The organism is Romboutsia sp. 1001713B170207_170306_H8, assembly GCF_015550495.1.
In the GTDB taxonomy this organism is placed as follows: Bacteria; Bacillota; Clostridia; order Peptostreptococcales; family Peptostreptococcaceae; genus Romboutsia_E.
Map to the genome: position 1 here is coordinate 779620 of NZ_JADNAX010000001.1, position 24652 is coordinate 804271.

The window sequence follows — 24652 nt, forward strand, 5'->3', positions numbered from 1 at the left end:
TGCATTTTTATAGAAAATTTAATCAACTTTATACTTGATAATATAAAAATAACTACAAGGGGGATTTAATAAATGGAATTATTAAATGAAGTGATATTAAAATTTAATGATTTTTTATGGACGTATATACTAATAGCAATGCTTATTGCATTAGGTATTTACTTTACAATAAAAACTAGATTTGTACAATTTAGATACTTTAAAGAAATGTTTAAACTTTTAGGAGATAGTACTTCTAAAGATGCTAAACAAGAAGGTAAAATATCTTCATTCCAAGCATTTTGTATAAGTACAGCATCAAGAGTTGGTACAGGTAATATAGCAGGGATTGCAATAGCAGTAGTTGCAGGTGGACCTGGGGCAATATTTTGGATGTGGCTTATAGCATTAATGGGTTCTGCATCAGGATTTGTAGAAAGTACGTTAGCTCAAATATATAAAGTAAAAGATGGTAAATCATATAGAGGTGGACCAGCATACTATATGGAACAAGGTTTAAATAAGAAGTGGATGGGAGTTACATTCTCAATACTTATAACAATATGTTTTGCATTTGTATTTAATGCAGTTCAAGCCAATACAATAACAGCTGCTTTTAATAATGCTTTTGGAATAAATAGACTGGGATTAGGTATAGTAATAGCAATAGTGACAGCTTTAGTTATATTTGGTGGTTCTCATAGAATAGCTAAGGTATCTGAAGTGATAGTACCAGTTCTTGCTGTATTATATATATTAGTTTCATTATTTGTAATGGCTATTAATATAAATGAAATACCAAATGTAATAAAGTTAATATTCTCAAGTGCTCTTGATTTTAGAAGTATGTCAATGGGTACTATGGGTGGAATAATACTAGTAGGAGTGAAAAGAGGTTTATTCTCAAATGAAGCAGGAATGGGTAGTGCACCTAATGCAGCTGCAAGTGCAGAAGTATCACATCCTGTTAAACAAGGATTAATACAAGCACTTGGAGTATTTGTAGATACACTAATAATATGTTCTTGTACAGCATTTGTAGTATTATTATACCCAGGATATGCAACAAGTTCTGCTGAAGGTATAGGATTAACACAAGAAGCTTTAGCCTATCATATAGGACCTATAGGAAATATATTTATAGCAGTGTGTATATTGCTATTTGCGTTTAGTTCAATAGTAGGAAACTATTACTATGGACAAGCTAATATAGAGTTTATGAATAATAAAAAATCTATAATGACAGTATTTAGAATAGCAGTTGTAGGGTTTGTATTATTTGGTTCTGTAGCAAAGATAGATATAGTATGGAATTTAGCAGATGTATTTATGGGATTAATGGCTGTAATAAACTTAATTGCCATAGCTCTATTAGGTAAATATGCATTTCTAGCGCTTAAAGATTATGAAGCACAACGAAAATCAGGTATAGAAGATCCAATATTTAATGCAAAAAATATAAAAGGTCTTGAAAATTTATCTGGATGGGAATCTGAAAAAGATGAGATAATAGCATAATTTAAATAAAAAGGACTATTTCGAGTAGAATAATCAATCTACACGAAATAGTCCTTTTATAGTTTGGGTTCAAAGTTTTCAAGATAATTACAAAATGATTTGAATTCTTGAATATTTTTTATTTTATTTAAATTTCTAAGGTCTATAAATGTATCGCTATATTTATGTTTTATAAATTCCATATCATATAATTCACACTTTATAAATCCCGATTGATAATTATATATATAAGGATCATATTTCGAGAAATTTGATTCAAAATATTTGATTTTAGCATAACAAAGTTTATATATATGAAATAGAAGGGTGAGTGTAGAATGTTTTATAGCAAACTTATGAGAAAAGTATTTAACTTTAAAATATTTAGTATGGTTGAACTCCCAAATCAAATCATCATTAAGTACTAAAGAATATTTATTAATAAGATTTTGCTTATCCTTATTTAAATCATTAATATAGTTGTACATAATTTAATACCTCCAAGGTTTATAGATACTATTAATAAAAGTATATTTTATATAGTTTATGCATATCTAAGATAAATTTTAAAATAGAAATTTACTATAAGTAGAATAAAAGATATAAATAAAAGCTATAGAGCAAATTTTATGATATTATATATGAATAAAAGATAAAAAAAGCGATTATAATTAAAACAAACGTAAGTTCGGAGAGGTGGATAAAAATATGAACACTAAACCTTTAGATATATTAGTTAAATATTACGGATATACTAGCTTTAGAAAAGGTCAAGAAGATATTATAAGCTCAATAATAAATAAAAAAGATGTACTTGCTATTATGCCAACAGGTGGTGGAAAATCTATATGTTATCAAGTTCCTGCACTTTGCCTAGATGGTATAACATTAGTAATATCACCATTGATATCTCTTATGAAAGACCAAGTTGATGCATTAAATATCATGGGAATTGATGCAGCCTATATAAATAGTTCTCTTAGTAGTACTGAATTTAATGAAGTGATAAATAATATAAAAGATGATAAATATAAGATAATTTATGTTGCACCAGAAAGGTTAGATAGTTATGAATTCAATAGTATAATAAAAGAGAAAAATATAAGTCAAATAGCAATAGATGAGGCTCATTGTGTATCTAGTTGGGGACATGATTTTAGAGTAAGTTATACAAAAATACATCATTTTATAGATACTCTTTACAATAGACCAGTTGTAACAGCTTTTACTGCAACTGCATCTCAAGAAGTTAGAGAAGATATAATAAATAGTCTAAAACTAAGAGAACCAGATGTATATATAACTGGATTTAATAGAGAAAATTTATTTATAAATATAGTAAAATCATCAAGTAAAAATAAATATATAATTGACTATTTAGAGAATCATAATAATGAAAGTGGAATAATATACGTTGCAACAAGAAAAGATGTAGAGAAAATATATGAAGGATTAAAAAAGAGAGGATATTTAGTATCTAAATATCATGCAGGACTTTCTAAAGAAGAAAGAAAGCAAAATCAAGAAGATTTTATAAATGATAAAATTAATATAATGATAGCGACTAATGCATTTGGTATGGGAATAGATAAATCAAATATAAGATGGGTTATACATTATAATATGCCTCAAAGTATAGAGAACTATTACCAAGAAATAGGAAGAGCGGGTAGAGATGGTGAAGCAAGTGAGTGTATACTTTTATTTTCTCCAGGAGATATATACATTCAGCAATATTTAATTGATATAAGTGTAGAAAATACTAAGAGAAAATTAGTACAACATGAAAAATTACAGCATATGAAAGATTTGATATATTCTAACCATTGTTATAGAAAAGGTGTATTAGCCTATTTTGGAGAGGATTCTAATGATAGATGTGATAATTGTAGTAACTGTCTAAGTGAAGGTGAAGTTATAGATAAAACCTTAGATGCTCAAAAAGTTATATCGTGTGTTTATAGGATGAAACGAAGTTTTGGTATTAATGTAATAGTTGATGTACTTAGAGGGTCTAAAAATAAAAAAATATTAGATTTAGGATTTAATGAGTTATCTACTTATGGAATAATGAGAGATTATTCTAGTGATAATTTGAAAATTTTTATAAATACGTTAGTATCTCATGGATATTTAGATCTAGTTAAAAATATAGGGTATAATGGTACTTTTCCTACTGTAAAATTAAATGAACTATCAACTAAAGTATTAAAAGGCGATATTGAAGTAAAATTCAGAGAAGTTGTAGTTAGTAAAGCATTAAATACAAATAATGAATTATATGAAATGCTAAAATCATTAAGATATAATATAGCAATAGAAGAAAATATAGCTCCATACATGGTATTTGGAGATAGTGTATTAAAAGAAATGTCATCAATGTATACTACAAACAAAGAAGAAATATTAAAAATTTCTGGAGTAGGAGAAATTAAATATGAGAAATATGGTAATAAATTTATAGAGCTCATAGAAGGATATATAACTGAGAAAAATATAAATAAGGAAACTAATATAGATATATTATCTAATAAAGATGATGAAGAATTTTTCTTTGTAAAAACAGATGAAAATTTATATAAAAAATTAAAAGAATTAAGAGAAGAATATGCTAAAAAAGAAAATACATTGCCGTATCGAGTTTTAGGTAATAATACGTTAAAAGAAATAAGTGGTAGATACCCAGTAAATAATGAACAGCTTGAAGATATATCAGGAATTGGTCCTATAAAAATAGAAAAATATGGTGAGGATATAATATCTTTAGTTAAATATTATATATTAGATAATAATATAAATGTGAATTGGATATATAGAAAAAAATTAAAAGTTGTTATAGATGGTGAAAGTAGAAAAAATAATGAAATAGCTTTGGATTTGTTAAATCAAGGTAAAAATATTAATAATATAAGTGAAGATCTAGAAACTTCCATATCAACTATTTTAGGATATGTATACGATTATGTTAAAGAAAATAAGAGTATACAGTTTAATTTGAATCTAAAAGAATTTTATACTGAAGAAGAAAAGGAAATTATATTAAGTGCATGTAATGTATTTGGAAGAGAAAAGATAAGTTTAATAAAGAAAAATCTTCCTAATTATATAAAATATGAATCTATAAGAGCGATTATTCTTGAAGAATATTTAGAGAACACAAATAAAAAGGAATTAATTTTTGAGTAAATAAATAATTAAAATAAAAATAAGCCCTGTATAAGGGTTTATTTTTATTTATAGCAAATACTTAATTATGAAGTTATCATGAATTTTAGTCCTGTTTAGTTTACTTTATATAATAAATAATGATAAAATTAATCAAGTAAAATAGATAATAATTAGGAGTGTAGATTATGGGATTACTAGAGTTTGATTTTATAGAAGAATCAATAGATATGTTAACATCTATGAGTTCAACATTAGAGTTAATAGGAGATGAGCTAGAGGAGTTCTTCGAAGAGATTTTAAATCTTAAAAAAGAAGAATATATAAATGTAAAGTCTAGAGTAAAATCAGAGAGCAGTTTAAGAGAAAAGATTATTAGAAATAGATATTTAAAAAAATATAATGAAGCAGAAAATCTTATTCACAATTTATCTGACTTAATTGGAGTAAGAATAGAATGTAGATTTATAGAAGATGAAAATAAGATATATAGGGTTTTAAGAAGATATTTTAATAAAACTGATGATAGAATTTATTATTATAATAAACAAAATCCTAATATAACTTTAAAGTTAAGTGAGAAACAACCTAAAAAACAAAAGAATGGATTTGAGATATATAGAATTGATGGGAAATTTAAATATTTAGATAGGCAAATAAAATTTGAACTTCAGATAAAATCTCTGGTAAATATATTCTGGAGCGAGATTGAACATAAGGTTATTTATAAAAATAATACATATTTATTAGGAGATAGCTTCTTAAAAGATATGATGATATCTATTAAAAATAACCTTACAATGATTGATAATCAATTATTAAACATATATAAAAACTTTAATACAGTTGGCTTAGATCACTCATCTAGTAAAAAGAAAGAATTAGAGAAAGTGTTAGCTAAAATGGCTCATGATACTTTTTCTATGAAAATGAAAGAAAGTATTGGATTTGTTGTAGATTTTAAAAAACCTTGTGAAACTATATTAAATTATTCATTTAACAAAAATATAGATGAAGTAGATGATGGCTTATTTGGAGACCTAATGATTAATGGATTAACGAGAATAAATGATATATCAAAAAAAGATATTGACTTTAATCAACCAATTGTTTTTGATCAACCACCGCTTTTAGAAGATGAATTTTGTAAGGACCTTGGAGATTATATAGTAGATAAATTAAATAGTGAATTTGCATGGAATTTATTCTTTAGAATATTATTTGAAATAGAGCCATATAACAATAAACAGGACTTTGAAAGTTTTATAAAATTTATAAAGCAAAAAGTTATTTCTAATGAAAGTAAAGAAATAATTATGAATAATTTTGAATTTGGTGGAGATGTAATAATAAAAGATTTATATTTATGCATATGTAAGATACTTATTGAAGTTGATAGTGTTGAAACTATGTACGATTATAATTTGGAGAAAATCAACTTTATCATAGGAGAGTCAATAAGTAGTATTTGTAGAGACTATGGAAGTTATAATGACTATTTACAAAATAAGGATAACATATTAAATAAGGTGAAAATAAAAATCGATAAAATATTTAGCTAGATAGCAGGTGATTATTATAAAAAAGACAGGTGTAATTTTAGCTGGTGGAAAAAGTAGTCGTATGGGTGAGAATAAAGCATTAATGTATATTGAAGGTAAAACTTTTATAGAAAAGGCAATAGATGCATTTAGTAATTTTGAAGAAGTGATAATTATTGCAAATGATACTAATTTGTACTCAAAATATAATTTTAAAATATATGAAGACATTATAAAAGATATAGGCCCAATAGGGGGAATTTATACAGCACTAAATTATGCCAAATATGATATTGTTGTACTTGCATGTGATATGCCTTTTATTGATAATAGTGTGGTAGATAAAATTGGATTAAGTATGAAAAATAAATCCATTATTTCTATTTCTAACAATAGAATTCAACCATTATGCTCTGGATACAAAAAAGATATAATTAGTAAAGTTAAAGAATGTATAGATAATAATAATTACAAATTGCTTAAACTTATAGACAGTATAGAAAAAGAATATATAAACTTTGATGAAGCTAAAATTTTCTTAAATATTAATACTAAAGTTGAATATAATGAAAATATAAATATTTAATCTAAAGAATTGTATAGAAGTTATCAGTGATGATTTTTATACAATTCTTTTATTTTAAATAGGATTGATTTACGTCTAAAATAAAATTATAATCTTTATAAATAATATTTAAAATTATAGAACTAAAGGGGATGAAATTACATGCTAGTAGTTACAACCGATTTAATACCAGGAAAAGAAATTAAAGAAGTATTAGGTTTTGTATCAGATAGTACAGTTAGAAGTAAAAATATAGGTAAAGATATAGGAGCTAGCTTTAAGACGTTAGTTGGTGGAGAGATAGTATCATATAATGAAATGATGACAGAAGCTAGACAAATTGCTATAGGTAGAATGGTAGAAAAAGCAGAACAGATGGGAGCTAATGCAATTGTTGGAATGAGGTTAGGTTCATCAGCAGTTATGCAAGGAGCTTCAGAAGTTATAGCTTACGGAACTGCTGTAATTATAGAATAATTTATTTGGAGGTAATTTTAATTGGATTTTCTAATTGCTAACTTTATTGCTTTTATGTATTTAGGTGGAGTGTCTATTGCATTTATTGGAGCAGTAGTTTTACTTATTGTAAAGGTTAGAGAAAGAATTAAAGAAAAAAAGAATGAAGATTTAAATAAATATAAAAAATATTAAAATAAAAAGTATGTATTAATAAGCTTTATAAGTTTATATTGATACATACTTTTTTATTTTAAAAATACGAAATATTTTAAAAAAATAAATTTTAATATATGTCATTCACATATGAAAAAATGTCGATCTATTGTATAATGTTGAATAAGGTAACTTATTTAAGCAGGAGGACTAAATGGACAATATTATTTTAATCAGAGGTGCAGGAGATTTAGCATCTGCTGTTATTCATAAACTACATATGTGTGGATTTAAGATAGTAGCACTTGAGATAGAAAAACCTCTAGCAATAAGAAGAAATGTAGCATTTAGTGAAGCTATATATAATGGCGAGGTAGAGGTAGAAGGTGTTTATTGTAAACTGTGTAATAGTATTAGTGAAATAAAAGATACATTAAAAGATAATAAAGTCGCTTTATATATAGATCCTAAGGGGGAGTGTATAAACCAAATAAAACCTAAAGTTGTAGTTGATTGTATATTGGCAAAGAAAAATACTGGAACCAAAAAGGATATGGCTGATTTAACTATAGGACTAGGACCTGGATTTTATGCAGGAGAAAATATAGATATAGCAATTGAAACAATGAGAGGTCACAACTTAGGTAGGGTAATTAGAAATGGAAGAACAATTGAAAATACAGGTATACCAGGTGAAATTAATGGAGTATCAAAGGATAGAGTGGTATACTCTCAAGCTCAAGGAACAATTTATACTTATTGTGAAATCGGTGATATAGTAGAAAAAGGTGATATAGTAGCTCATATAAATGATGATGATGGTAATAAGCATGAAGTTATAGCTAGTATAAGTGGAGTTCTAAGAGGTATTATACGAAGTGGATCTTACGTAAAAAGTAATTTAAAAATTTTAGACATAGATCCTAGAATAGATGAGGTTAAAAACTCATTTACAATATCTGATAAAGGTCGCAATATAGCAGGCGGAGTATTAGAAGCTATTTTATCTAATAAAATAGTTCCAAAGTATTAGGAGGAAAATATGCATGAAATAATTCTATCAAAAATAAATAATGAAGTTAAGTTAGGTAATAAAGTAGCATTAGCTATAATTACAGATGTACAAGGATCGAGCCCTGGAAAACAAGGAGCAACACTTGCATATTTCTCCAACGGAAGTACAATTGGAACTGTTGGGGGAGGTATTTTAGAACATGAAATTATAAATAAATGCAAAGTATGTTTAAAAAGTGGAGAAGATGCCAACTTTATCCATTCGTTGATAAAGTCGTCAGAAGAGACACCAATGGAATGTGGTGGAAATGTAAAAGGATATATAAAAGTATTTAAGCCTAAACCAAGATTAATTATAATTGGAGGAGGACATGTTGGATATTCATTATATGAGATTTCAAATACTTTAGATTTTTATACAATAATAGTAGATGATAGAGAAGAATTTGCAAATAAAGAAAGATTTAAAAAAGCAGACGAAGTTTATAGTGGTAGTATAAAGAATATACTTAACAATATAAAAATAGATGAAAATACTTATATAGTTATAGCTACAAGAGGATATGAAAAGGATATAGAAGCTCTAAGAGAAATAATTAATAAAAATGCTTCTTATATAGGAATGATAGGAAGTTTAAAAAAATGGACAACACTGAAAAAAACTTTAATAGAAGAAGGAATAGATGAAAATTTATTAAATTCTGTTTATGCACCAGTTGGTCTTAACATATCATCAAATGATGTAAATGAAATTGCATTTGGAATAATGGCAGAGTTACTACTAGTTAAAAATAATGGGAATTTAGAACATAGGAAATATAAAAAATGTAAATAAAGGTTAAATTTAGAAGATATATGAGATATTTTAATATATAATAAAATTATAAAGAGGTGATTTTATGTTTAAGGTAGCAATTATAACATTAAGCGATAAAGGATATGAAGGTAAGAGAGAAGATATAACAGGTGAGAAAATTAAAGAATATATAGAGGATACAGGTCTATATAAAGTTGTACATTATACATTAATAAAAGATGATAAAGATATGTTAGCTAATGAACTTATTGATATATGTGATAATAATAAGGCAGACTTAGTATTAACTAATGGAGGTACAGGATTTTCAAAAAGAGATATAACGCCAGAAGGGACTAAGGAAGTTGTAGAAAGAGAAATACCAGGAATTAGTGAATACATGAGAATGATGTCATCTCATATAACTAAAAAAGCTATATTAAGTAGGGGTGTGAGTGGTATAAGAAAAAATACTATAATAATAAATTTACCAGGAAGTCCAAAAGGTGCTATAGAAAATTTAAGCTTTGTCATTGATGAATTAGGCCATGGAATAGAAATTTTAAGAGGAGATGCTAGTGAGTGTGCAACTACTATTAAAGATAATTAATAAAGAGGAAAAGCAATGATAGATAAATATGGAAGAAATATAGATTATCTTAGGATATCACTTACTGATAAGTGTAACCTAAGATGTATTTATTGTATGCCATCTGATGTGAACCATAAAGATGGGTATATAAATAACAGTTTGAGCGTAGATGAATATAAGTTTGTAATAAAATCAATGGCAAATGTAGGAATTAAAAAATTAAGATTTACAGGTGGAGAGCCTACTTTGTATCCTGGACTAAATGAATTAATTAGGTTCGCTAAGAATGAATGTAATATAAATGATATAGCTATAACTACAAATGGTATAAATCTTGGCAAAATAGTATCTCAGTTAAAGATAAGTGGATTAAATAAGGTAAACATAAGTTTAGACTCTTTAAAAGAATACAAGTACAAGTCTATTACTAGAGGTGGAGATTTAAAAGTGGTTCTAGAAAGTATAAACACTTGTCTAAGAGAAGGTATAAAAGTAAAAATAAACTGTGTAGCTATAAAAGGGTTTAATGATGATGAAGTATATGATTTTATAGAGTTAACTAAATATAATCCAATAGATGTAAGATTTATAGAACTAATGCCTATAGGAGAAGCAAAAAACATATATGAAAGTGGATATATGAATGTAAATGAAATTATTAACACAGTTGATAGCTTAAATAAGATAGAGTGTGAACAAGGCTCTCCTGCTAAATATTATAAATATAATAATTCAAAAGGTAGGGTAGGAATAATAACTCCACTTAGCTGTAGTTTCTGCAAGGAATGTAATAGGATAAGAGTTACATATGATGGTAGAATTAAATTATGTCTTCATTCAAAAGAAGAGATAGATATAAAAGATTATCTTAATAAGCCACTAATATTTAGAGAAGTTTTAAAGGATATAATTCTATCAAAGCCAGAAAAACATGAATTAATTGAAAAGAAAAGTAGTAAAACAAATAGAAAAATGTATCAAATAGGAGGGTAAATATGTTAACTCATATAAATGAAAAGGGCTATGCAAAAATGGTTGATATAAGTGATAAAGATAATACTGTAAGAGTAGCTACAGCAAGTGCAACTATTACAATGAGTGAAGAAGCATTATATAAAATAAAAAACGGGCAAATAAAAAAAGGGGATGTACTTTCTGTAGCACAAGTAGCAGGGATAATGGGCGCAAAAAATACATCTAATAATATACCTATGTGTCATCAAATTAATTTAGTTGGTTGTGATTTAGATTTTGAAATTCAAGAAGAAAACTCTTTAATAAAAATATATGCAACTTGTAAAAGCTTAGGTAAAACTGGTGTGGAGATGGAAGCTTTAAATGCTTGTTCTATAGCAGCTTTAACAATATATGATATGTGTAAGGCAGTTGACAAAAGAATGGTAATAAGTGATATACATTTAATAGAGAAAACAGGTGGAAAATCAGGAGATTTTAAATTTTAATAAGTCTGAAGAAATTAATCTTAAAATAGTATAAAAAGTAGGATAAATTATAAATAATATAGAACTTAAAATTAAAAATAAAAGGAGTATCTGAGTTATATTTTACACAATAGTAAATAACAGACACTCCTTTATTTTATATTAATGAAGTAATTACATTGATGTGCTTAATATAAAGTTTAATAAAAATAAACCTGTTAATATATACATTGCAGGAGAAACTTTCTTGTATTGATTAGAAGCTATATTCAGTATAGTGTAAATTATAAATCCTGAAGCTATACCATTTACTATATTATAAGTAAGAGGTATAACTGTAATAATAATAGCTATAGATATTGTTTCTATAATATCTCCTTTTTCTAAATCAAAGAAAGTTTGAATCATAAGTATACCTATAAAAATAAGTACGGAACTTATAACACTGTTTGGTATAAGCTTTAATACTGGTATTAAAAATAAGGATAATAAAAATAATATTCCAGATGTTAAAGCTGATACTTTGCCTTTTCCTCCAGAGCTTATACCAGAAAAGTTTTCTGCAGCAACTATAGTTGGGCTTGTACCAAATACACCAGCAATCATGTTTGAAATACCAGCTAAAGCAAATGTCCTTTGGAAGCTTTCTTCCTTATTTAAAGTTCCTAACATTCCATATAAAATACCCATATTTTCAAATACTATAACCACAGTTATTGATAATACAGCCATAAAAAATGGTACTGTAAATATATCTCTAAATGATAAATTTAAAAATACATTTTTAAACTCGTTTATATTGAAAGCAGTAAAATCTAAATTATCTAATGAAGTTATATTCATAATTATGGCTAATGCTGTTCCAATAAGAATACTTATAAGTATACCGCCACTAACTTTTCTCAAATCTAGTATGAATATTATAAGTAAAGTTATTAAAGTTAAGATAACTTCTTTACTACCTAAGTTTCCAAGACCTACTAAGGTATTTTCATTACTAATTACAAGTCCACTTTTTTGAAGACCTATGAATAAAATTAAGAAACCTACACCAGCGGTTATTGCATGTTTTAAATTATTTGGTATTGATTTCATAAGTATTGGTGTTATTTTAGTACTTGCAATTATAGTGAAAATTATGCCACTTACAAATACTGCAGCTAAGGCAGATTGCCAGTTAAGTCCCATTGAATTTACAATTGTGTAAGTAAATAGTGAGTTAATACCCATTCCAGGTACTACTATAAATGGTGTGTTTGAAACTAGCCCCATTAAAAATGTTGAGACTGCACAAGTAAATATAGTTGCTATCATAGCAGCATCTGAACTGATACCAGCATCTGATAGTATGAGAGCATTAGTCATTATGATATAAGCACTTGATATAAAAGTCGTCATACCAGCTAATACCTCTGTTTTGATATTGTTTTGTTGAAGTGTTAATGTTTGTTGATTCATGCCTCTTTCCTTTTTATTGTGTATCCCTCGCCCTCCCACATATGAAATATGCCTATATATAGTATCATTAAAAAATTTAATTGTCTAGTAAATAATAATTTATTTTTGTATAATTATAAGAATGAAAGAGTGGTGATTAAATGGATATTAATATAATAAAAAATATAATAGAATTTAATAGTGATAGAACTAGATATAATAGTGGTTTTACATCATATAAAAGAAATTTAGTAAGAGATAGTTATTCAAAAGAAGATGAAGGAATATTTACTTTTTATGGAACTGTCTTAGATGAGTATTCAAATAAAAGTTATACTAGTATTATAATGATTAATAGCAAGACTAGAGCGATTTTAAACTATAGCTGTGACTGTAAAGATTTTATTTCAAGAGATAGTCAACCTAAAATCTGTTCGCACATAGTAGCAACAGTGTTGAGTGGCACTGATAGTTTAAATAAAAAAGAAGATTTTGCATATAAAGAAAATATTGATAATATAATAGATCCAAGTTTGACATTTAATACAAGTCAGTCTAGAGGTGGTTATATAGGTGTAGATTTAGATATAGATGGAATAAATAAAAATGAATATAGAAGAATTTTTAATTCATATAAAGAAAATAAAAAACTACACAGGTTATCTACGGGGAGTTATTTAGATTTAAAAAATAAAGACTTGATAAATGTATTTAAAATTATAGATACATTAGGTATATATATTGACTTTGATAATATGAAAATACCAAATAATAAGTCAATGTATCTAGAAAATGTAATAGAGAAAGAAAATATAGATTTTGTAGTTGGAAAGAATTATATAACTAATATTTCTAAACGATACAAAAAAGTATCTAAGTTTAAACATGAAATTCCAATTAATTTAAATGCAAAATTAAGAGATTATCAAATTAAAGGTTTCGATTATTTAAATACTTTATCAGACTATGAATTTGGAGGAATTTTAGCTGATGAAATGGGTCTGGGTAAAACATTACAAGCAATATCGTTTTTACTTTATAAGAAGGAAAAAAAGAGTATTGTTATTACTCCAACTGCGTTAATACATAATTGGAAAAATGAATTTGAAAAGTTTGCATCAAGTTTAAATATAGGATTGGCTCATGGAAATAAGGCAGAAAGAGAAAAAATAATAAGTAGGGCTAATGACTATGATATAGTACTTACAACTTATAATACTTATAGAAATGATCAAGAGCAATATAAAGGTATTAAATTTGATTATTGTTTTATAGACGAAGCTCAAAATATAAAAAATCCAGATTCTATAATTTCTAAAACTATAAAAGGTGTAAATGCAAAAATTAAGTTTGCTCTTACAGGTACTCCAATAGAAAATAATCTAATAGAGTTATGGTCTATATTTGATTTCATAATGCCTAATTATCTTTATTCTAAAGAAAGATTTAAAAATATATTTGTAAATGATGAAAAAAATAGAGAAGAGCTAAAAAGAATGATACAACCTTTTATATTAAGAAGAACTAAAACTGAAGTTATAAAAGAATTGCCAGATAAGATAGAACATAAGTATTATATTGAATTAGAAAAAGAACATAAAAGAGCTTATATAGGATTTGTAAAGCTAATAAAGAATAAGATAAAAGAAATTAGCAATGATAATATATCTATATTTTCTTATTTAACAAAGCTTAGACAGTTAGTATTGGCACCAGAAATTATGGTTAAAAATTATAAAGGCAAGAATTCTAAGATTGATATATTATTTAATATAATAGATGAAAATAAAGATAGAAAAATACTTGTATTTTCTCAGTTTACTAAGGTTTTAAATTTAATAGAAGACAAATTAAATGAAAAAAATATATCATATAGCTACTTAGATGGAAAAACTAATGCGAAAGATAGAATAAGATTAGTTGATGAGTTTAATGCAAATGAGAATATTAAAATATTTTTAATATCATTAAAAGCCGGTGGAACAGGACTTAACTTAACAAGTGCATCTATGGTAATACATTTTGATCCTTGGTGGAACCCTTCTGTTGAAAATCAAGCTAGTGATAGGGCACATAGAATTGGTCAAAAAAATGTTGTAGATGTAGTTAAACTAATAGCAAAAGATACTGTTGAAGAGAGAGTTGTTGGCCTTCAAGAAAGTAAAAAAGATTTAATTGATAACGTTATAGATAATAATTTAGAAGATAGTAGTATTCTTAAGAACTTATCAAAAGATAATTTAATAGATTTATTCATGTAATTCTGATAATATACAAAGTAAGTATATTAAAATGGAGGGAAAAATGGAGAATATAAAGGGGATTATATTTGATATGGATGGAGTACTCATAGATACAGAAAAAATATCATTTGAATGCTGGGTTAAAGCATTTAAAAAGTATGGGTATAACTATAATATGGATGTACATACATCAATTATTGGAAGAAATAATGAAAGTATAAGAAATGTACTGGGACAAACTTATGGTATAGAATTTCCGTTAGATGATATTTATGAATGTAGAACTAAATATATGAATGAATATTTAGAATTAAATGGAACACCATCTAAATTAGGAGTACATGAATTACTAAGATTTTTGAAAGAAAATGAATATAAGATTGCATTAGCAACATCAACTAATAGGAAAAGAGCTATTAAGAGATTAGAAAGTGCAGGAATAGAAAATGTTTTTGATGGTATTATATGTGGAGATGAAGTAGAAAATTCTAAGCCAAATCCAGAAATATTTTTAAAAGCTGCGAAAAAATTAGGGCTTAGACCAGAAGAATGTATGGTTGTAGAAGATTCACCAGCTGGAATAGAAGCAGGATATAATGGAGGCATGACCGTAATACATGTTCCAGATATGATAGAACCTAGTGAAGAAATGAAAATGAAATCTTCATATATATTTGAAAATTTATTTATGGTAAAACAGTACTTAGAAGAATATAAGCAAAACGCGTATACTGTATAAAGATTTTGTAATTATAGTAAGTATAAAATATTTCTTCCTTAAAAATAAAAGTAATTAATTGAATATTGTCTATCTTACATTATAAAAGAACAAAAAGAACAAATTAATTTGTTCTTTTTTGTTTTTATAAATTATAATCTATATAATATAAAAAACGATGATAAAATTCAGTATTTATTATATAATAAAAAAGAATATTAATCGGAGGTAGTATAAATTATGAATAAAGCAGATAAAATTTTTAAAGATACAATGAGAACAATATTAGCAGAAGGTACTAAAGATAAAGGACCAAGACCGTACTATCCATCAGATCATGCACCAGCTCATAGTACTTTTATAACTCATCAAGTACATACTTATGATATAGATAAAGGTGAATTACCAATAATAACACTAAGACCAATTGCTATAAAAAATGCAATAAAAGAAATACTTTGGATATACCAAGATCAAACTAGTAGTCTAGATATATTAAAAAATAAGTATAATATACATTGGTGGGACGAATGGGAAAGTAAAGACAGACCTGGAACTATTGGCCAAAGATATGGAGCAACAGTTAAAAAGTATAACCTTATGAATAATCTTTTAGAAGGAATAAAAAAGGATCCTTATGGAAGAAGACATATAATGAACTTATGGCAAGAAGAAGATTTTAAAGAAACTGACGGATTAAAGCCTTGTGCATATGAAACAATATGGACTGTTAGAGGTGACTATTTAGACATGTCATTAACTCAAAGAAGTTCTGATTTTATAGTTGCAGGTCATATTAATGGAATGCAGTACACAGCCTTATTAATGATGGTAGCTAGACATTGTGGTCTAAAGCCAGGTAAATTTACTCATTATATAATAAATCTTCATTTATATGATAGACATGAAGAAAATGCAAAAATAATGTTAGAAAGAGAACCTATTAACTGTCAACCAAAGTTAATATTAAATCCAGAAAAAACTGATTTTTACTCATTCACAATAGATGACTTTGAATTAGTTGGATATGAGAGTGTTAAACCTCAGTTAAAATTTGAATTAGCAATATAAAGAGAGGTAGACATGATAAAAATTATAGTAGCAGTAGATAAAAATGGTGCAATAGGAAGAGATAATGACCTTTTATTTCATATAAAAGATGATTTAAAAAACTTTAAAAAATTAACATCAGGAAATATAGTAGTAATGGGAAGAAATACATGGGAATCACTACCAGTAAGGCCTTTACCAAATAGAGAAAATATAGTACTTACAACTTCAGGAAAATCTTATGAAGGTGCTAAAGTATTTACTAATTTTGATGAATTAAAAAATTATTTAGATAATGAAGATAGAGATGTATATATAATAGGAGGTGCATCTATCTACAATCAAATACTAGATAAGAATATTGCAGACGAAGCACATGTAACATTTGTAAATGAGATAGTTAAGGATGCAGATACTTTTATATCAATAGATAAATTAAAAGAACTATTTCCTAATGAAAGTTATATAACAACTTTCGAAGAAGATAATATAAGTGCAGATTATATAGTCCTTTCTAAGTAAATAATATAGGGTGGCTTTGTAGCTACCCTATATTTATATATAAAATCAAGTGTTTTAGGAGATGAGTATGATTAAGAAATTATTAAAAATCCCTATTATATTCTGTTTATTATTACTTTTTGTGTATAAAGATGTTTATGCATATGATGATAATATTCAGTTTAATAGCATAACGACGATAGACGGTTTATCTCAATCAACGGCAGAGTCAATATACCAAGACAGTAAAGGATATATATGGATAGGTACTAATGATGGTCTTAATAGATATGATGGATATAATTTTAAAGTATATAAATATGGAAAAGATTCAAAGACAAGCATAGCGAGTAATTATATTTTTTCTATAAAAGAAGATTTAGATGGAAATATATGGGTTGGAACTATATCTGGAGTAAGTAAAATAAGTAATAAAGATAACACAATTACTAATTATTATGAAGGAAAAGATAATGGTAATTTATCAAGTAATAATGGAGCGGATATATTAGTAACTGATGATGGAAGGGTGTTAGTTGGAACTGAAAATGGATTAAATTTATATAACCCCAAAACAGATAGTTTTGATAGAATACTTGATGATGAAGATACATTAACATGTCAAGATATATACAGTTTGGCTCAAGATGAGAATAAAGATATATGGATAGGAACATATTTTGGTTTAAATAAGATTGATGTAAGTGAAAAAACAATACAAAAATTTTACAGCACAGAAGATGAAAACTCTATAAGTGAAAATTGTATTTATAAAGTATATAGTGATAGAAATGGATATGTATGGGTAGGAACAGAAAGTAAAGGATTAAATAAAATAAATATAAATACAAATGAAATAACTGTATATCAAAATGTTGAAGGTGATGAAACATCTCTTCAAGGCGGTTACGTTACAAATATATTAAGAGATAAAAGTGGAACTATATGGGTATGTACAGATGAAGGATTATCAAAATATATAGAAGAAAGTGACAGCTTCATAACTTATCAAAATAAGTTATATGATAGATATAGTTTATTAAATAATCAAACATTTGGAATACTGGAAGATAATAATGGACTGATTTGGGTCGGTACTTACTCAGGAATAAATATATTTGACCCTAATAATAAGGTAGAACATTATAAAAATTCAATAGACAATGATAAATCATTAAATGATAATGTAATTCACGGATTATATGAAGATAATGATGGATATCTATGGGTAGGTACAAAATCTGGTGGAATAAATATAATATCTAGAAATAATAGAGATGTTATTAAAGTCATTGATCAAGAAGATGGTTTATCAGATAGTAGCATAAATTTTATAGTTGGAGAAGACGATTATGTATGGGTAGCTACTAGAAATGGGCTAAATAGAATTGATAAGCAAGATTACTCTATAAAAAAATATAGTGAAGATAATGGGTTACTAAATAATAATATAAAAGTGCTAATGTTAGATAGTAAAGGATATTTATGGATAGGCTCACCTAGTGGAGTTAATATATTAGATACAAAAACTGAAAAAATAATAAGTTTAAATGATAAATTTGAAAAATATGGTATAGAAGATAATTATGTCAAATCTATATATGAGTTAAGAGATGGAAGTTATTTAATTGGAACATTTAAACAAGGTTATACTATAAGACTAGATATTAATAAAAATATAATAAATGTTTATAGAGAGAATAAAGAAGATATAGGATCAACAACTATATATGCTTTTTATGAAGATGATAATTACATCTGGGTAGGAACTAGTTATGGTCTTAATAGAATAAATAAAGAAACTGAAGAATATAAAAAATATACAGAATTAGATGGTTTATGTAATGATAATATATATTCTATAATAGCTGATGATAATAATAACTTATGGATGAGTACTAATTATGGAATTTCTGTACTAAACCCTAAAAGTGAAAGATTTATTAATTATAGTATTATGGATGGGCTTCAAAGCAATGAGTTTAATGCAGGTGCTTATTATAAAAATAAAGGCGGAGAAATAATGTTTGGTGGGATTAATGGATTTAATACATTTAATCCAAAAGATATGAAAAAAGGAAATAGTAATACAAAAGTTGTTTTTGAAGAATTTGAAGTAGATGGAAAAAGTTATACAGATATAAGTAATATGAAACTTTCTAATAATTCTAATTTAACTATAAAATTCTTTTTACCAGACTATACTGATACTAATAATACTAAATATTTTTATAAAATAGACGGGATAGATGAAAAATGGAGTTTATCAGATGGAAATAAAATAATATATAGAAATTTAAACTATGGAGAATATACTTTTAAGATAAGGGCAGTAGATCATAATGGTGTAATTAGTGATGAATCTAATTTTACATTTTATGTAAAACCTCATATATTATTTAGTCCTATTGCCTATATAATTTATACAATATTAATAATAGTTGCCATTTATATAAATAGAACAAAAGTAAAAAGATTAGATAGATTGGTAAAAAATAGGACTATAGAATTGAATAATGAGATGAATAAAAATAAGGAATTGTTTGATAAAGTAATAAAGTTGGAACGTAATAAAAATAATTATTTTGTAAATTTATCTCATGAATTAAGAACGCCTTTAAATGTAATATCTAGTACGCAACAACTGTTATTAGAGTTTAATAAAAGGAAAAATGGAATAGAAAGAGATCGCTTAGATTACCATATAAATGTGATGAGAAATAACACTAAAAGGTTACTTAATCTTATAAATAATATAATAGATACATCTAAAGTAGAACATGGAAATTATCATATAGATTTAAGAGATGAGGATATAGTATATATAGTAGAAGAAGCAGCTCTAGATATGAAAGATTATATAGAAGCTAATAATATAGAATTAATTATAGATCCGCATATAGAAGAAAAAATTATAGAGTGTGATAGAAGAGAAATTGAAAGATGTATAATTAATTTAATTGATAATGCTAGAAAGTTTACACCACCAGGAGGAAAAATAGAAGTAAAAATATATGATTTAAAAGAAAAAATCAAGATAACAGTAAGAGATACTGGTAGTGGTATAGATGTAGATAATCAAAAATATATATTTGATAGATTTAATCAAGTTATAGATCACAGTTCTGAAAGTAAGGGAGGAAGCGGTTTAGGGCTTACTATAACTAAACATATTATAGATATGCATAATGGAGAGATTTTTGTAGAAAGTGAATTAAATAAAGGGAGTACTTTTACAATAATACTTCCAGTCAAAGTTAATAAAATATAACTTACGATAAATTATATTTTGTTAATATTTACAATTATATATAATTCTGATAAAATTAAATGTAATAATAACTAAATCGGCGATGGAGTTCGCCTTAAAGTGCGAAAGCTAATGACTCCTACTCTCTAATTGAGGGTAGGAGTCTATTTTTTTGAAAATAGGAGGAGTGTATGTTTTTAATATTAAGTTTAGTAATAATAGGGTTTATAGCAAGTTTTAGTGGTCAAGTAGCTGAAAAATTAAAGCTACCATCACTTATAGGAATGATGATAGTTGGTATGTTAATAGGGCCATCATTTTTTGATTTTGTACCAAAAGAAGTCTTAAATTTATCGCCAACATTAAAAGATATTGCTTTAGTTACAGTTTTATTTATAGGAGGTCTTGGAATAAATATATCTCAAATAAAAAGGATAGGTAGACCAGCTTTACTTTTGAGTATACTACCAGCAACGTTAGAAGGATTTGCTGTAGCATATTTATCTATGATATTTTTAGATTTTACTTTTACACAAGGAGCTATCTTAGGTTTTATTATAGCTGCAGTTAGCCCTGCAGTATTAATACCATCTATGGTATCGTTGATAGAGAGAAAAATAGGTCAAGATAAAGCAATACCACAAATGCTATTAGTTGGTGCAAGTGCAGATGATACTATAGCGATAACTTTATTTACAACATTCTTAGGTATATATATTCAGAGTAATAGTGGTGAAAAAATATCAATATTTAATCAAATTATCAGTATACCATTAACAATTATATTTAGTTTATTTGTAGGATATATAGTTTTTAAATTAAGTAGGATATTAATAGAAAAGTCTAAAAATAAATATATAAAATCATTAATACCATTTGCTATATGTTTAATAATGAGACTTGTAGAAAAAAGTTTATATGTTGAGATATTTAATTCATTATTAACTGTTATGATTTATGGATTTTTTATAAGAAATTATACTAATGATAGTTCTCAAGTAATTTTAAATAGTATGAACTCTATTTGGAGAATAGGTAAATTATATTTATTTACTTTTGTTGGAATGGCAATTAATCCAAATGTAGTTGGAAAATACTTCTTTGGTGGAGTAGTTATTCTAAGTATTTCTCTATTTATAAGGTCAATAGGGGTATTATTAGCTCTTACAGGTACAAATCTAAATAAAAAAGAAAGAATATTTTGTATTATAGCTTATCTACCTAAAGCAACTGTGCAATCAGCTAAAGCTAATATACCTTTGCAAATGGGAGTAGTAGGTGGAGATATAATGCAGGCTATAGCAATATTAAGTGTGCTAATTACAGCACCTATAGGTGCTATTGGTATAAAGTTAACTAGTGATAAGTTATTGAGTTTAGAAAGTGAGAATATAGAAAAAGCTTTATCTTATTAAATATAGTCTATATGGTAAAATATTATAAAATACATTAAGATTGGATGATGAAATGAACAAGAAGACAAAGATACAAAAACCTAAAATTTTAAATAACCTGTATAAATATACAAGTGAAGAAGTTTTAGATAAAATATTTGATTACGAAACGGTAGAGGATGCATTAATTGAGGATGATAAAATACATGATATAAGTGAAGTAAGTATTAGATTAAATGGCTGTGTATTTAGAAATGTAGTTTTTGAAAATTGTGATTTTAGAAAAATTGATATGGTAGATGTTATATTTGAAAATTGTGATTTATCTAATATAGATTTTTCAAACAGTGGAATATATAGAGTTGAATTTATAAATTGTAAATTAGTAGGAAGTTTATTTAATGATTGTATTTTAAAAAGTGTAGTTTTTAAAGAAACTATGGGAAGATATTTGAATTTAGCATTTTCAAAATTTAAAGGAATTAATATTATTAATTCGGATTTTAGTTATTCTGTCTTTCAAGAGGTCGAAAATGAAGGTATGTATCTAGAAAATTCAAATTTAATAAAAACTGTATTTACAGGAATATCCTTAAATGATGTAGATTTTACAACTAGTAATATAGATGGTATAGAATTAAGGCTAAAAGATGTTCAAGGAGGAGTTTTTTCTGTAGAACAAGCTTTAGACTTAACAAAATTAATGGGTATAGTTATAAGATAAAAAAATAAGTTATCTCTAAGTAAATGAGATAACTTATTTTTTTATAGTAAATATTATTATAATAATTTTATTGACAAAAATGATTTATAGTAATAAAATAGTTTGCATAGAAACTAATCGGTTTGCATAAGAACTAAGTTGGGAGGTCATAAAATGGGTAACATAATAAAAGCAAATAAAAAAACACTATTATTAGTAGCAGGATTAGTATGGTTAGTAGCAGGATTTAGAGTATTCACACTAGGTCAAATAGATGTAAATAACAATAATGCAAATATAATAATAATTTTAGGAATAGCTATAGTAGTTTATTATTTATTCTTTAACTTTATTTTTAGTAAGATGTTGAAAAAACATATTAAAAGAATTTTAAGTCACGAGTCAGAAAGAAGATGTATATTTGCCTTTTTTGATAAGAAAAGTTATATAATAATGGGATGTATGATGTTTTTTGGAATTACAATAAGAAGTTTAAATATATTTAATCCAGTTTATTTAGGCAGTTTTTATATGGGCCTTGGAGGTGCATTATTTACATCTGGTGTGCTTTTTTTAATAAATTGTTTTAACTTTGAAAATACTAAATTAAAATACAATAATTAATGATAGGGAGAGTACATTTAAGTGAAATACGATTCATTTGAAATAGCAATGTTGATAAAAGAAATATATGCAAGTACCATAGAGATTGTAAATGATAATTTAAAAGAAAGTAGTCTTACACATCAGCAAACTATGGTTATAAAGTTAATAGCTCATAAAGGAAAGATTACGATATCAGAATTATGTAAAGAGATGTCATTAGCAAAAGGAACCGTATCAGGTATAGTCAGTAGATTAGAAGCGGCTGATTATGTTAAAAAATTTAAACTAGAAAATGACAAAAGAAATACTTATATAGAGTTTTCAAATAAAGGATTAGAATACGCTAAAAACTTTAGACATGATATAAATAGGAGTTTTGATAAAATATTTGAAAATTTTACTGATGAAGAAGTAAAAGAAACGAAAGAAAGTTTAATTAAATTAAGAAATAAATTAAAAGGAGAATAAAAGATGAATAGTACTTTAATATTTGCAATAGTTACAATAACTTTAGCTTTAGTATTTTATACAATAGGTGTATTTGGAGAGAGAAGATCAAAGAGTCTTAATAAAACTCATTTAATTTTATTTTGGTTAGGATTAATATGTGATACAACAGGAACTATGATTATGAGTAAAATAGCTAAATCTGGAATGGCTATAGGTGATGTGGCAACTCAAACATTACATGGTTTAACAGGATTTTTAGCAATCGTATTAATGTTATTTCATGCACTTTGGGCAACTTATGTTTTAGTTAAGAATGATGAAAAAAGAAAAGCTACCTTCCACAAATTTAGTATAGTTGTTTGGGTTATATGGCTAGTACCATATGCAATAGGAATGATAATAGGAATGGGAAGATAGTATTAAAATTTTTATTAGGATGAAAATAATATTAACTTTAAATTGGCATAATATAAAATAATACTAACATTTTTTTTAGGAGATAATCATATGAGTAAGATAAAAAATAATGTTATATATGTATTAATTATATTATTGCTTTTAATGTCTGTAATTTTAAATATTTCTTTATCTAAAAATTTAAAAGATGTTTTTAATTATCAGTCTCAATGTTTGGTGAATGTAGCTGATTACAACTCTGATTTGAGTGAAGTCGTAAATGGAAGCAAAGAAAATGAAAGTAAAAACAAAGCTATTTATAATGCAAAAGAGCATTGGGATGATTTAAGAGGATTTATGATAAATTCTAGAAATTATACTTTAAATACAGTATTATTAAGAAAATACCTTAGTAAAGTAGATGGAACTATGATTAATATATCTGATAAATTAAATGCTATTTTACTTAAGGATGTAAATGATTTAAGTAATGAAGATAAAGATTTTTTAAACAAATTTATTAACTTAACTAGTAGTATACAAAAAGAAGGTAGCGATATGAGATCAAAAGTAAATTTCATGATACCAATATACACTAATTTTAAAGTAAGAGGAAATTTGAATAATATAGTAGACACAATTATAGGTTCTCAAATATAAAAAGTCTATCTGATACTATATTAATAATAAAAGTATCAGAT

The 24652-nt window shown here is 25.8% G+C and carries 24 protein-coding genes and 1 riboswitch; of the genes, 22 read left to right on the forward strand and 2 right to left on the reverse strand.

What is annotated here, in order from left to right; genetic code table 11:
• Window positions 1–72 precede the first annotated feature (72 nt).
• A complete protein-coding gene (locus tag I2A66_RS03755) occupies window positions 73–1497 on the forward strand; it encodes an alanine/glycine:cation symporter family protein (RefSeq protein WP_122639941.1) in 1425 nt (474 codons plus the stop codon).
• 56 nt (window positions 1498–1553) lie between these two features.
• On the opposite strand, the gene I2A66_RS03760 is transcribed toward I2A66_RS03755, so the two are convergent.
• Entirely contained in the window at window positions 1554–1964 is a 411-nt protein-coding gene (locus I2A66_RS03760; protein ID WP_147516614.1) for a hypothetical protein, read from the reverse strand.
• Between the two features lie 220 nt (window positions 1965–2184).
• Between I2A66_RS03760 and recQ the strand changes: the two genes are divergently transcribed.
• From recQ to moaC, 10 genes are all read left to right on the forward strand, one after another.
• On the forward strand, window positions 2185–4662 hold the full coding sequence (gene recQ / locus I2A66_RS03765) for a DNA helicase RecQ (RefSeq protein WP_122639940.1): 2478 nt from the start codon (window positions 2185–2187) through the stop codon (window positions 4660–4662).
• A 167-nt stretch (window positions 4663–4829) separates the two neighbouring features.
• A complete protein-coding gene (locus tag I2A66_RS03770; RefSeq protein ID WP_122639939.1) occupies window positions 4830–6203 on the forward strand; it encodes a GTP pyrophosphokinase in 1374 nt (457 codons plus the stop codon).
• A gap of 7 nt (window positions 6204–6210) precedes the next feature.
• The gene (locus tag I2A66_RS03775; protein ID WP_243113364.1) at window positions 6211–6768 is read left to right on the forward strand and encodes a molybdenum cofactor guanylyltransferase; all 558 of its coding nucleotides are present in this window, start codon (window positions 6211–6213) and stop codon (window positions 6766–6768) included.
• A 141-nt stretch (window positions 6769–6909) separates the two neighbouring features.
• Window positions 6910–7224, forward strand: a complete 315-nt coding sequence (locus tag I2A66_RS03780; RefSeq protein ID WP_122639937.1) for a YbjQ family protein — start codon at window positions 6910–6912, stop codon at window positions 7222–7224.
• Window positions 7225–7245: 21 nt separating this feature from the next.
• Complete coding sequence (locus I2A66_RS03785; protein WP_164489030.1) at window positions 7246–7398, forward strand: hypothetical protein; 153 nt, start codon at window positions 7246–7248, stop codon at window positions 7396–7398.
• Window positions 7399–7573: 175 nt separating this feature from the next.
• Window positions 7574–8392 carry a selenium-dependent molybdenum cofactor biosynthesis protein YqeB gene (gene yqeB / locus I2A66_RS03790; protein WP_147516611.1) on the forward strand — a complete coding sequence of 273 codons (819 nt, stop codon included), beginning with the start codon at window positions 7574–7576 and terminating at the stop codon, window positions 8390–8392.
• Window positions 8393–8401: 9 nt separating this feature from the next.
• The gene (locus I2A66_RS03795; RefSeq protein ID WP_122639935.1) at window positions 8402–9208 is read left to right on the forward strand and encodes an XdhC family protein; all 807 of its coding nucleotides are present in this window, start codon (window positions 8402–8404) and stop codon (window positions 9206–9208) included.
• Between the two features lie 64 nt (window positions 9209–9272).
• A complete protein-coding gene (locus I2A66_RS03800; protein WP_122639934.1) occupies window positions 9273–9779 on the forward strand; it encodes a MogA/MoaB family molybdenum cofactor biosynthesis protein in 507 nt (168 codons plus the stop codon).
• Window positions 9780–9794: 15 nt separating this feature from the next.
• Complete coding sequence (gene moaA, locus I2A66_RS03805) at window positions 9795–10754, forward strand: GTP 3',8-cyclase MoaA (protein ID WP_122639933.1); 960 nt, start codon at window positions 9795–9797, stop codon at window positions 10752–10754.
• A gap of 2 nt (window positions 10755–10756) precedes the next feature.
• Window positions 10757–11224 carry a cyclic pyranopterin monophosphate synthase MoaC gene (gene moaC / locus I2A66_RS03810; RefSeq protein ID WP_122639932.1) on the forward strand — a complete coding sequence of 156 codons (468 nt, stop codon included), beginning with the start codon at window positions 10757–10759 and terminating at the stop codon, window positions 11222–11224.
• A 153-nt stretch (window positions 11225–11377) separates the two neighbouring features.
• On the opposite strand, the gene I2A66_RS03815 is transcribed toward moaC, so the two are convergent.
• Window positions 11378–12661, reverse strand: a complete 1284-nt coding sequence (locus tag I2A66_RS03815) for an NCS2 family permease (protein WP_195250982.1) — start codon at window positions 12659–12661, stop codon at window positions 11378–11380.
• Window positions 12662–12801: 140 nt separating this feature from the next.
• On the opposite strand from I2A66_RS03815, the gene I2A66_RS03820 reads away from it, so the two are divergent.
• The 11 genes from I2A66_RS03820 to I2A66_RS03870 all read left to right on the forward strand — a co-directional run bounded on the left by I2A66_RS03820 (window position 12802) and on the right by I2A66_RS03870 (window position 24611).
• Complete coding sequence (locus I2A66_RS03820; protein ID WP_195250984.1) at window positions 12802–14901, forward strand: DEAD/DEAH box helicase; 2100 nt, start codon at window positions 12802–12804, stop codon at window positions 14899–14901.
• Window positions 14902–14944: 43 nt separating this feature from the next.
• Window positions 14945–15622, forward strand: a complete 678-nt coding sequence (locus I2A66_RS03825) for an HAD family hydrolase (RefSeq protein ID WP_122639929.1) — start codon at window positions 14945–14947, stop codon at window positions 15620–15622.
• A 219-nt stretch (window positions 15623–15841) separates the two neighbouring features.
• Complete coding sequence (locus tag I2A66_RS03830) at window positions 15842–16672, forward strand: thymidylate synthase (protein ID WP_122639928.1); 831 nt, start codon at window positions 15842–15844, stop codon at window positions 16670–16672.
• 12 nt (window positions 16673–16684) lie between these two features.
• Entirely contained in the window at window positions 16685–17173 is a 489-nt protein-coding gene (locus I2A66_RS03835) for a dihydrofolate reductase (RefSeq protein WP_122639927.1), read from the forward strand.
• Between the two features lie 67 nt (window positions 17174–17240).
• Entirely contained in the window at window positions 17241–20423 is a 3183-nt protein-coding gene (locus I2A66_RS03840; protein WP_243238636.1) for a ligand-binding sensor domain-containing protein, read from the forward strand.
• Between the two features lie 69 nt (window positions 20424–20492).
• Window positions 20493–20551, forward strand: a riboswitch (Fluoride riboswitch).
• 42 nt (window positions 20552–20593) lie between these two features.
• Window positions 20594–21817: a cation:proton antiporter gene (locus tag I2A66_RS03845; RefSeq protein ID WP_122639926.1), complete on the forward strand. Its 1224-nt coding sequence runs from the start codon at window positions 20594–20596 to the stop codon at window positions 21815–21817.
• Between the two features lie 52 nt (window positions 21818–21869).
• Window positions 21870–22520, forward strand: coding sequence for a pentapeptide repeat-containing protein (locus tag I2A66_RS03850; protein WP_147516608.1), 651 nt, complete (start codon window positions 21870–21872; stop codon window positions 22518–22520).
• Window positions 22521–22673: 153 nt separating this feature from the next.
• The gene (locus I2A66_RS03855) at window positions 22674–23123 is read left to right on the forward strand and encodes a hypothetical protein (protein WP_122639924.1); all 450 of its coding nucleotides are present in this window, start codon (window positions 22674–22676) and stop codon (window positions 23121–23123) included.
• Window positions 23124–23144: 21 nt separating this feature from the next.
• Window positions 23145–23573: a MarR family winged helix-turn-helix transcriptional regulator gene (locus I2A66_RS03860; protein ID WP_122639923.1), complete on the forward strand. Its 429-nt coding sequence runs from the start codon at window positions 23145–23147 to the stop codon at window positions 23571–23573.
• Window positions 23574–23576: 3 nt separating this feature from the next.
• Window positions 23577–23972: an HsmA family protein gene (locus I2A66_RS03865; protein ID WP_122639922.1), complete on the forward strand. Its 396-nt coding sequence runs from the start codon at window positions 23577–23579 to the stop codon at window positions 23970–23972.
• A gap of 90 nt (window positions 23973–24062) precedes the next feature.
• Window positions 24063–24611 carry a hypothetical protein gene (locus tag I2A66_RS03870; protein WP_122639921.1) on the forward strand — a complete coding sequence of 183 codons (549 nt, stop codon included), beginning with the start codon at window positions 24063–24065 and terminating at the stop codon, window positions 24609–24611.
• Window positions 24612–24652 lie beyond the last annotated feature (41 nt).

Excerpts from the sequence above, each read along its gene's own strand:
- I2A66_RS03755 (WP_122639941.1), top strand. The coding sequence starts at position 73 with ATGGAATTATTAAATGAAGTGATATTAAAATTTAATGATTTTTTATGG.
- I2A66_RS03760 (WP_147516614.1), bottom strand. The coding sequence starts at position 1,964 with ATGTACAACTATATTAATGATTTAAATAAGGATAAGCAAAATCTTATT.
- recQ (WP_122639940.1), top strand. The coding sequence starts at position 2,185 with ATGAACACTAAACCTTTAGATATATTAGTTAAATATTACGGATATACT.
- I2A66_RS03770 (WP_122639939.1), top strand. The coding sequence starts at position 4,830 with ATGGGATTACTAGAGTTTGATTTTATAGAAGAATCAATAGATATGTTA.
- I2A66_RS03780 (WP_122639937.1), top strand. The coding sequence starts at position 6,910 with ATGCTAGTAGTTACAACCGATTTAATACCAGGAAAAGAAATTAAAGAA.
- yqeB (WP_147516611.1), top strand. The coding sequence starts at position 7,574 with ATGGACAATATTATTTTAATCAGAGGTGCAGGAGATTTAGCATCTGCT.
- I2A66_RS03795 (WP_122639935.1), top strand. The coding sequence starts at position 8,402 with ATGCATGAAATAATTCTATCAAAAATAAATAATGAAGTTAAGTTAGGT.
- I2A66_RS03800 (WP_122639934.1), top strand. The coding sequence starts at position 9,273 with ATGTTTAAGGTAGCAATTATAACATTAAGCGATAAAGGATATGAAGGT.
- moaA (WP_122639933.1), top strand. The coding sequence starts at position 9,795 with ATGATAGATAAATATGGAAGAAATATAGATTATCTTAGGATATCACTT.
- moaC (WP_122639932.1), top strand. The coding sequence starts at position 10,757 with ATGTTAACTCATATAAATGAAAAGGGCTATGCAAAAATGGTTGATATA.
- I2A66_RS03815 (WP_195250982.1), bottom strand. The coding sequence starts at position 12,661 with ATGAATCAACAAACATTAACACTTCAACAAAACAATATCAAAACAGAG.
- I2A66_RS03820 (WP_195250984.1), top strand. The coding sequence starts at position 12,802 with ATGGATATTAATATAATAAAAAATATAATAGAATTTAATAGTGATAGA.
- I2A66_RS03825 (WP_122639929.1), top strand. The coding sequence starts at position 14,945 with ATGGAGAATATAAAGGGGATTATATTTGATATGGATGGAGTACTCATA.
- I2A66_RS03830 (WP_122639928.1), top strand. The coding sequence starts at position 15,842 with ATGAATAAAGCAGATAAAATTTTTAAAGATACAATGAGAACAATATTA.
- I2A66_RS03835 (WP_122639927.1), top strand. The coding sequence starts at position 16,685 with ATGATAAAAATTATAGTAGCAGTAGATAAAAATGGTGCAATAGGAAGA.
- I2A66_RS03840 (WP_243238636.1), top strand. The coding sequence starts at position 17,241 with ATGATTAAGAAATTATTAAAAATCCCTATTATATTCTGTTTATTATTA.
- I2A66_RS03845 (WP_122639926.1), top strand. The coding sequence starts at position 20,594 with ATGTTTTTAATATTAAGTTTAGTAATAATAGGGTTTATAGCAAGTTTT.
- I2A66_RS03850 (WP_147516608.1), top strand. The coding sequence starts at position 21,870 with ATGAACAAGAAGACAAAGATACAAAAACCTAAAATTTTAAATAACCTG.
- I2A66_RS03855 (WP_122639924.1), top strand. The coding sequence starts at position 22,674 with ATGGGTAACATAATAAAAGCAAATAAAAAAACACTATTATTAGTAGCA.
- I2A66_RS03865 (WP_122639922.1), top strand. The coding sequence starts at position 23,577 with ATGAATAGTACTTTAATATTTGCAATAGTTACAATAACTTTAGCTTTA.
- I2A66_RS03870 (WP_122639921.1), top strand. The coding sequence starts at position 24,063 with ATGAGTAAGATAAAAAATAATGTTATATATGTATTAATTATATTATTG.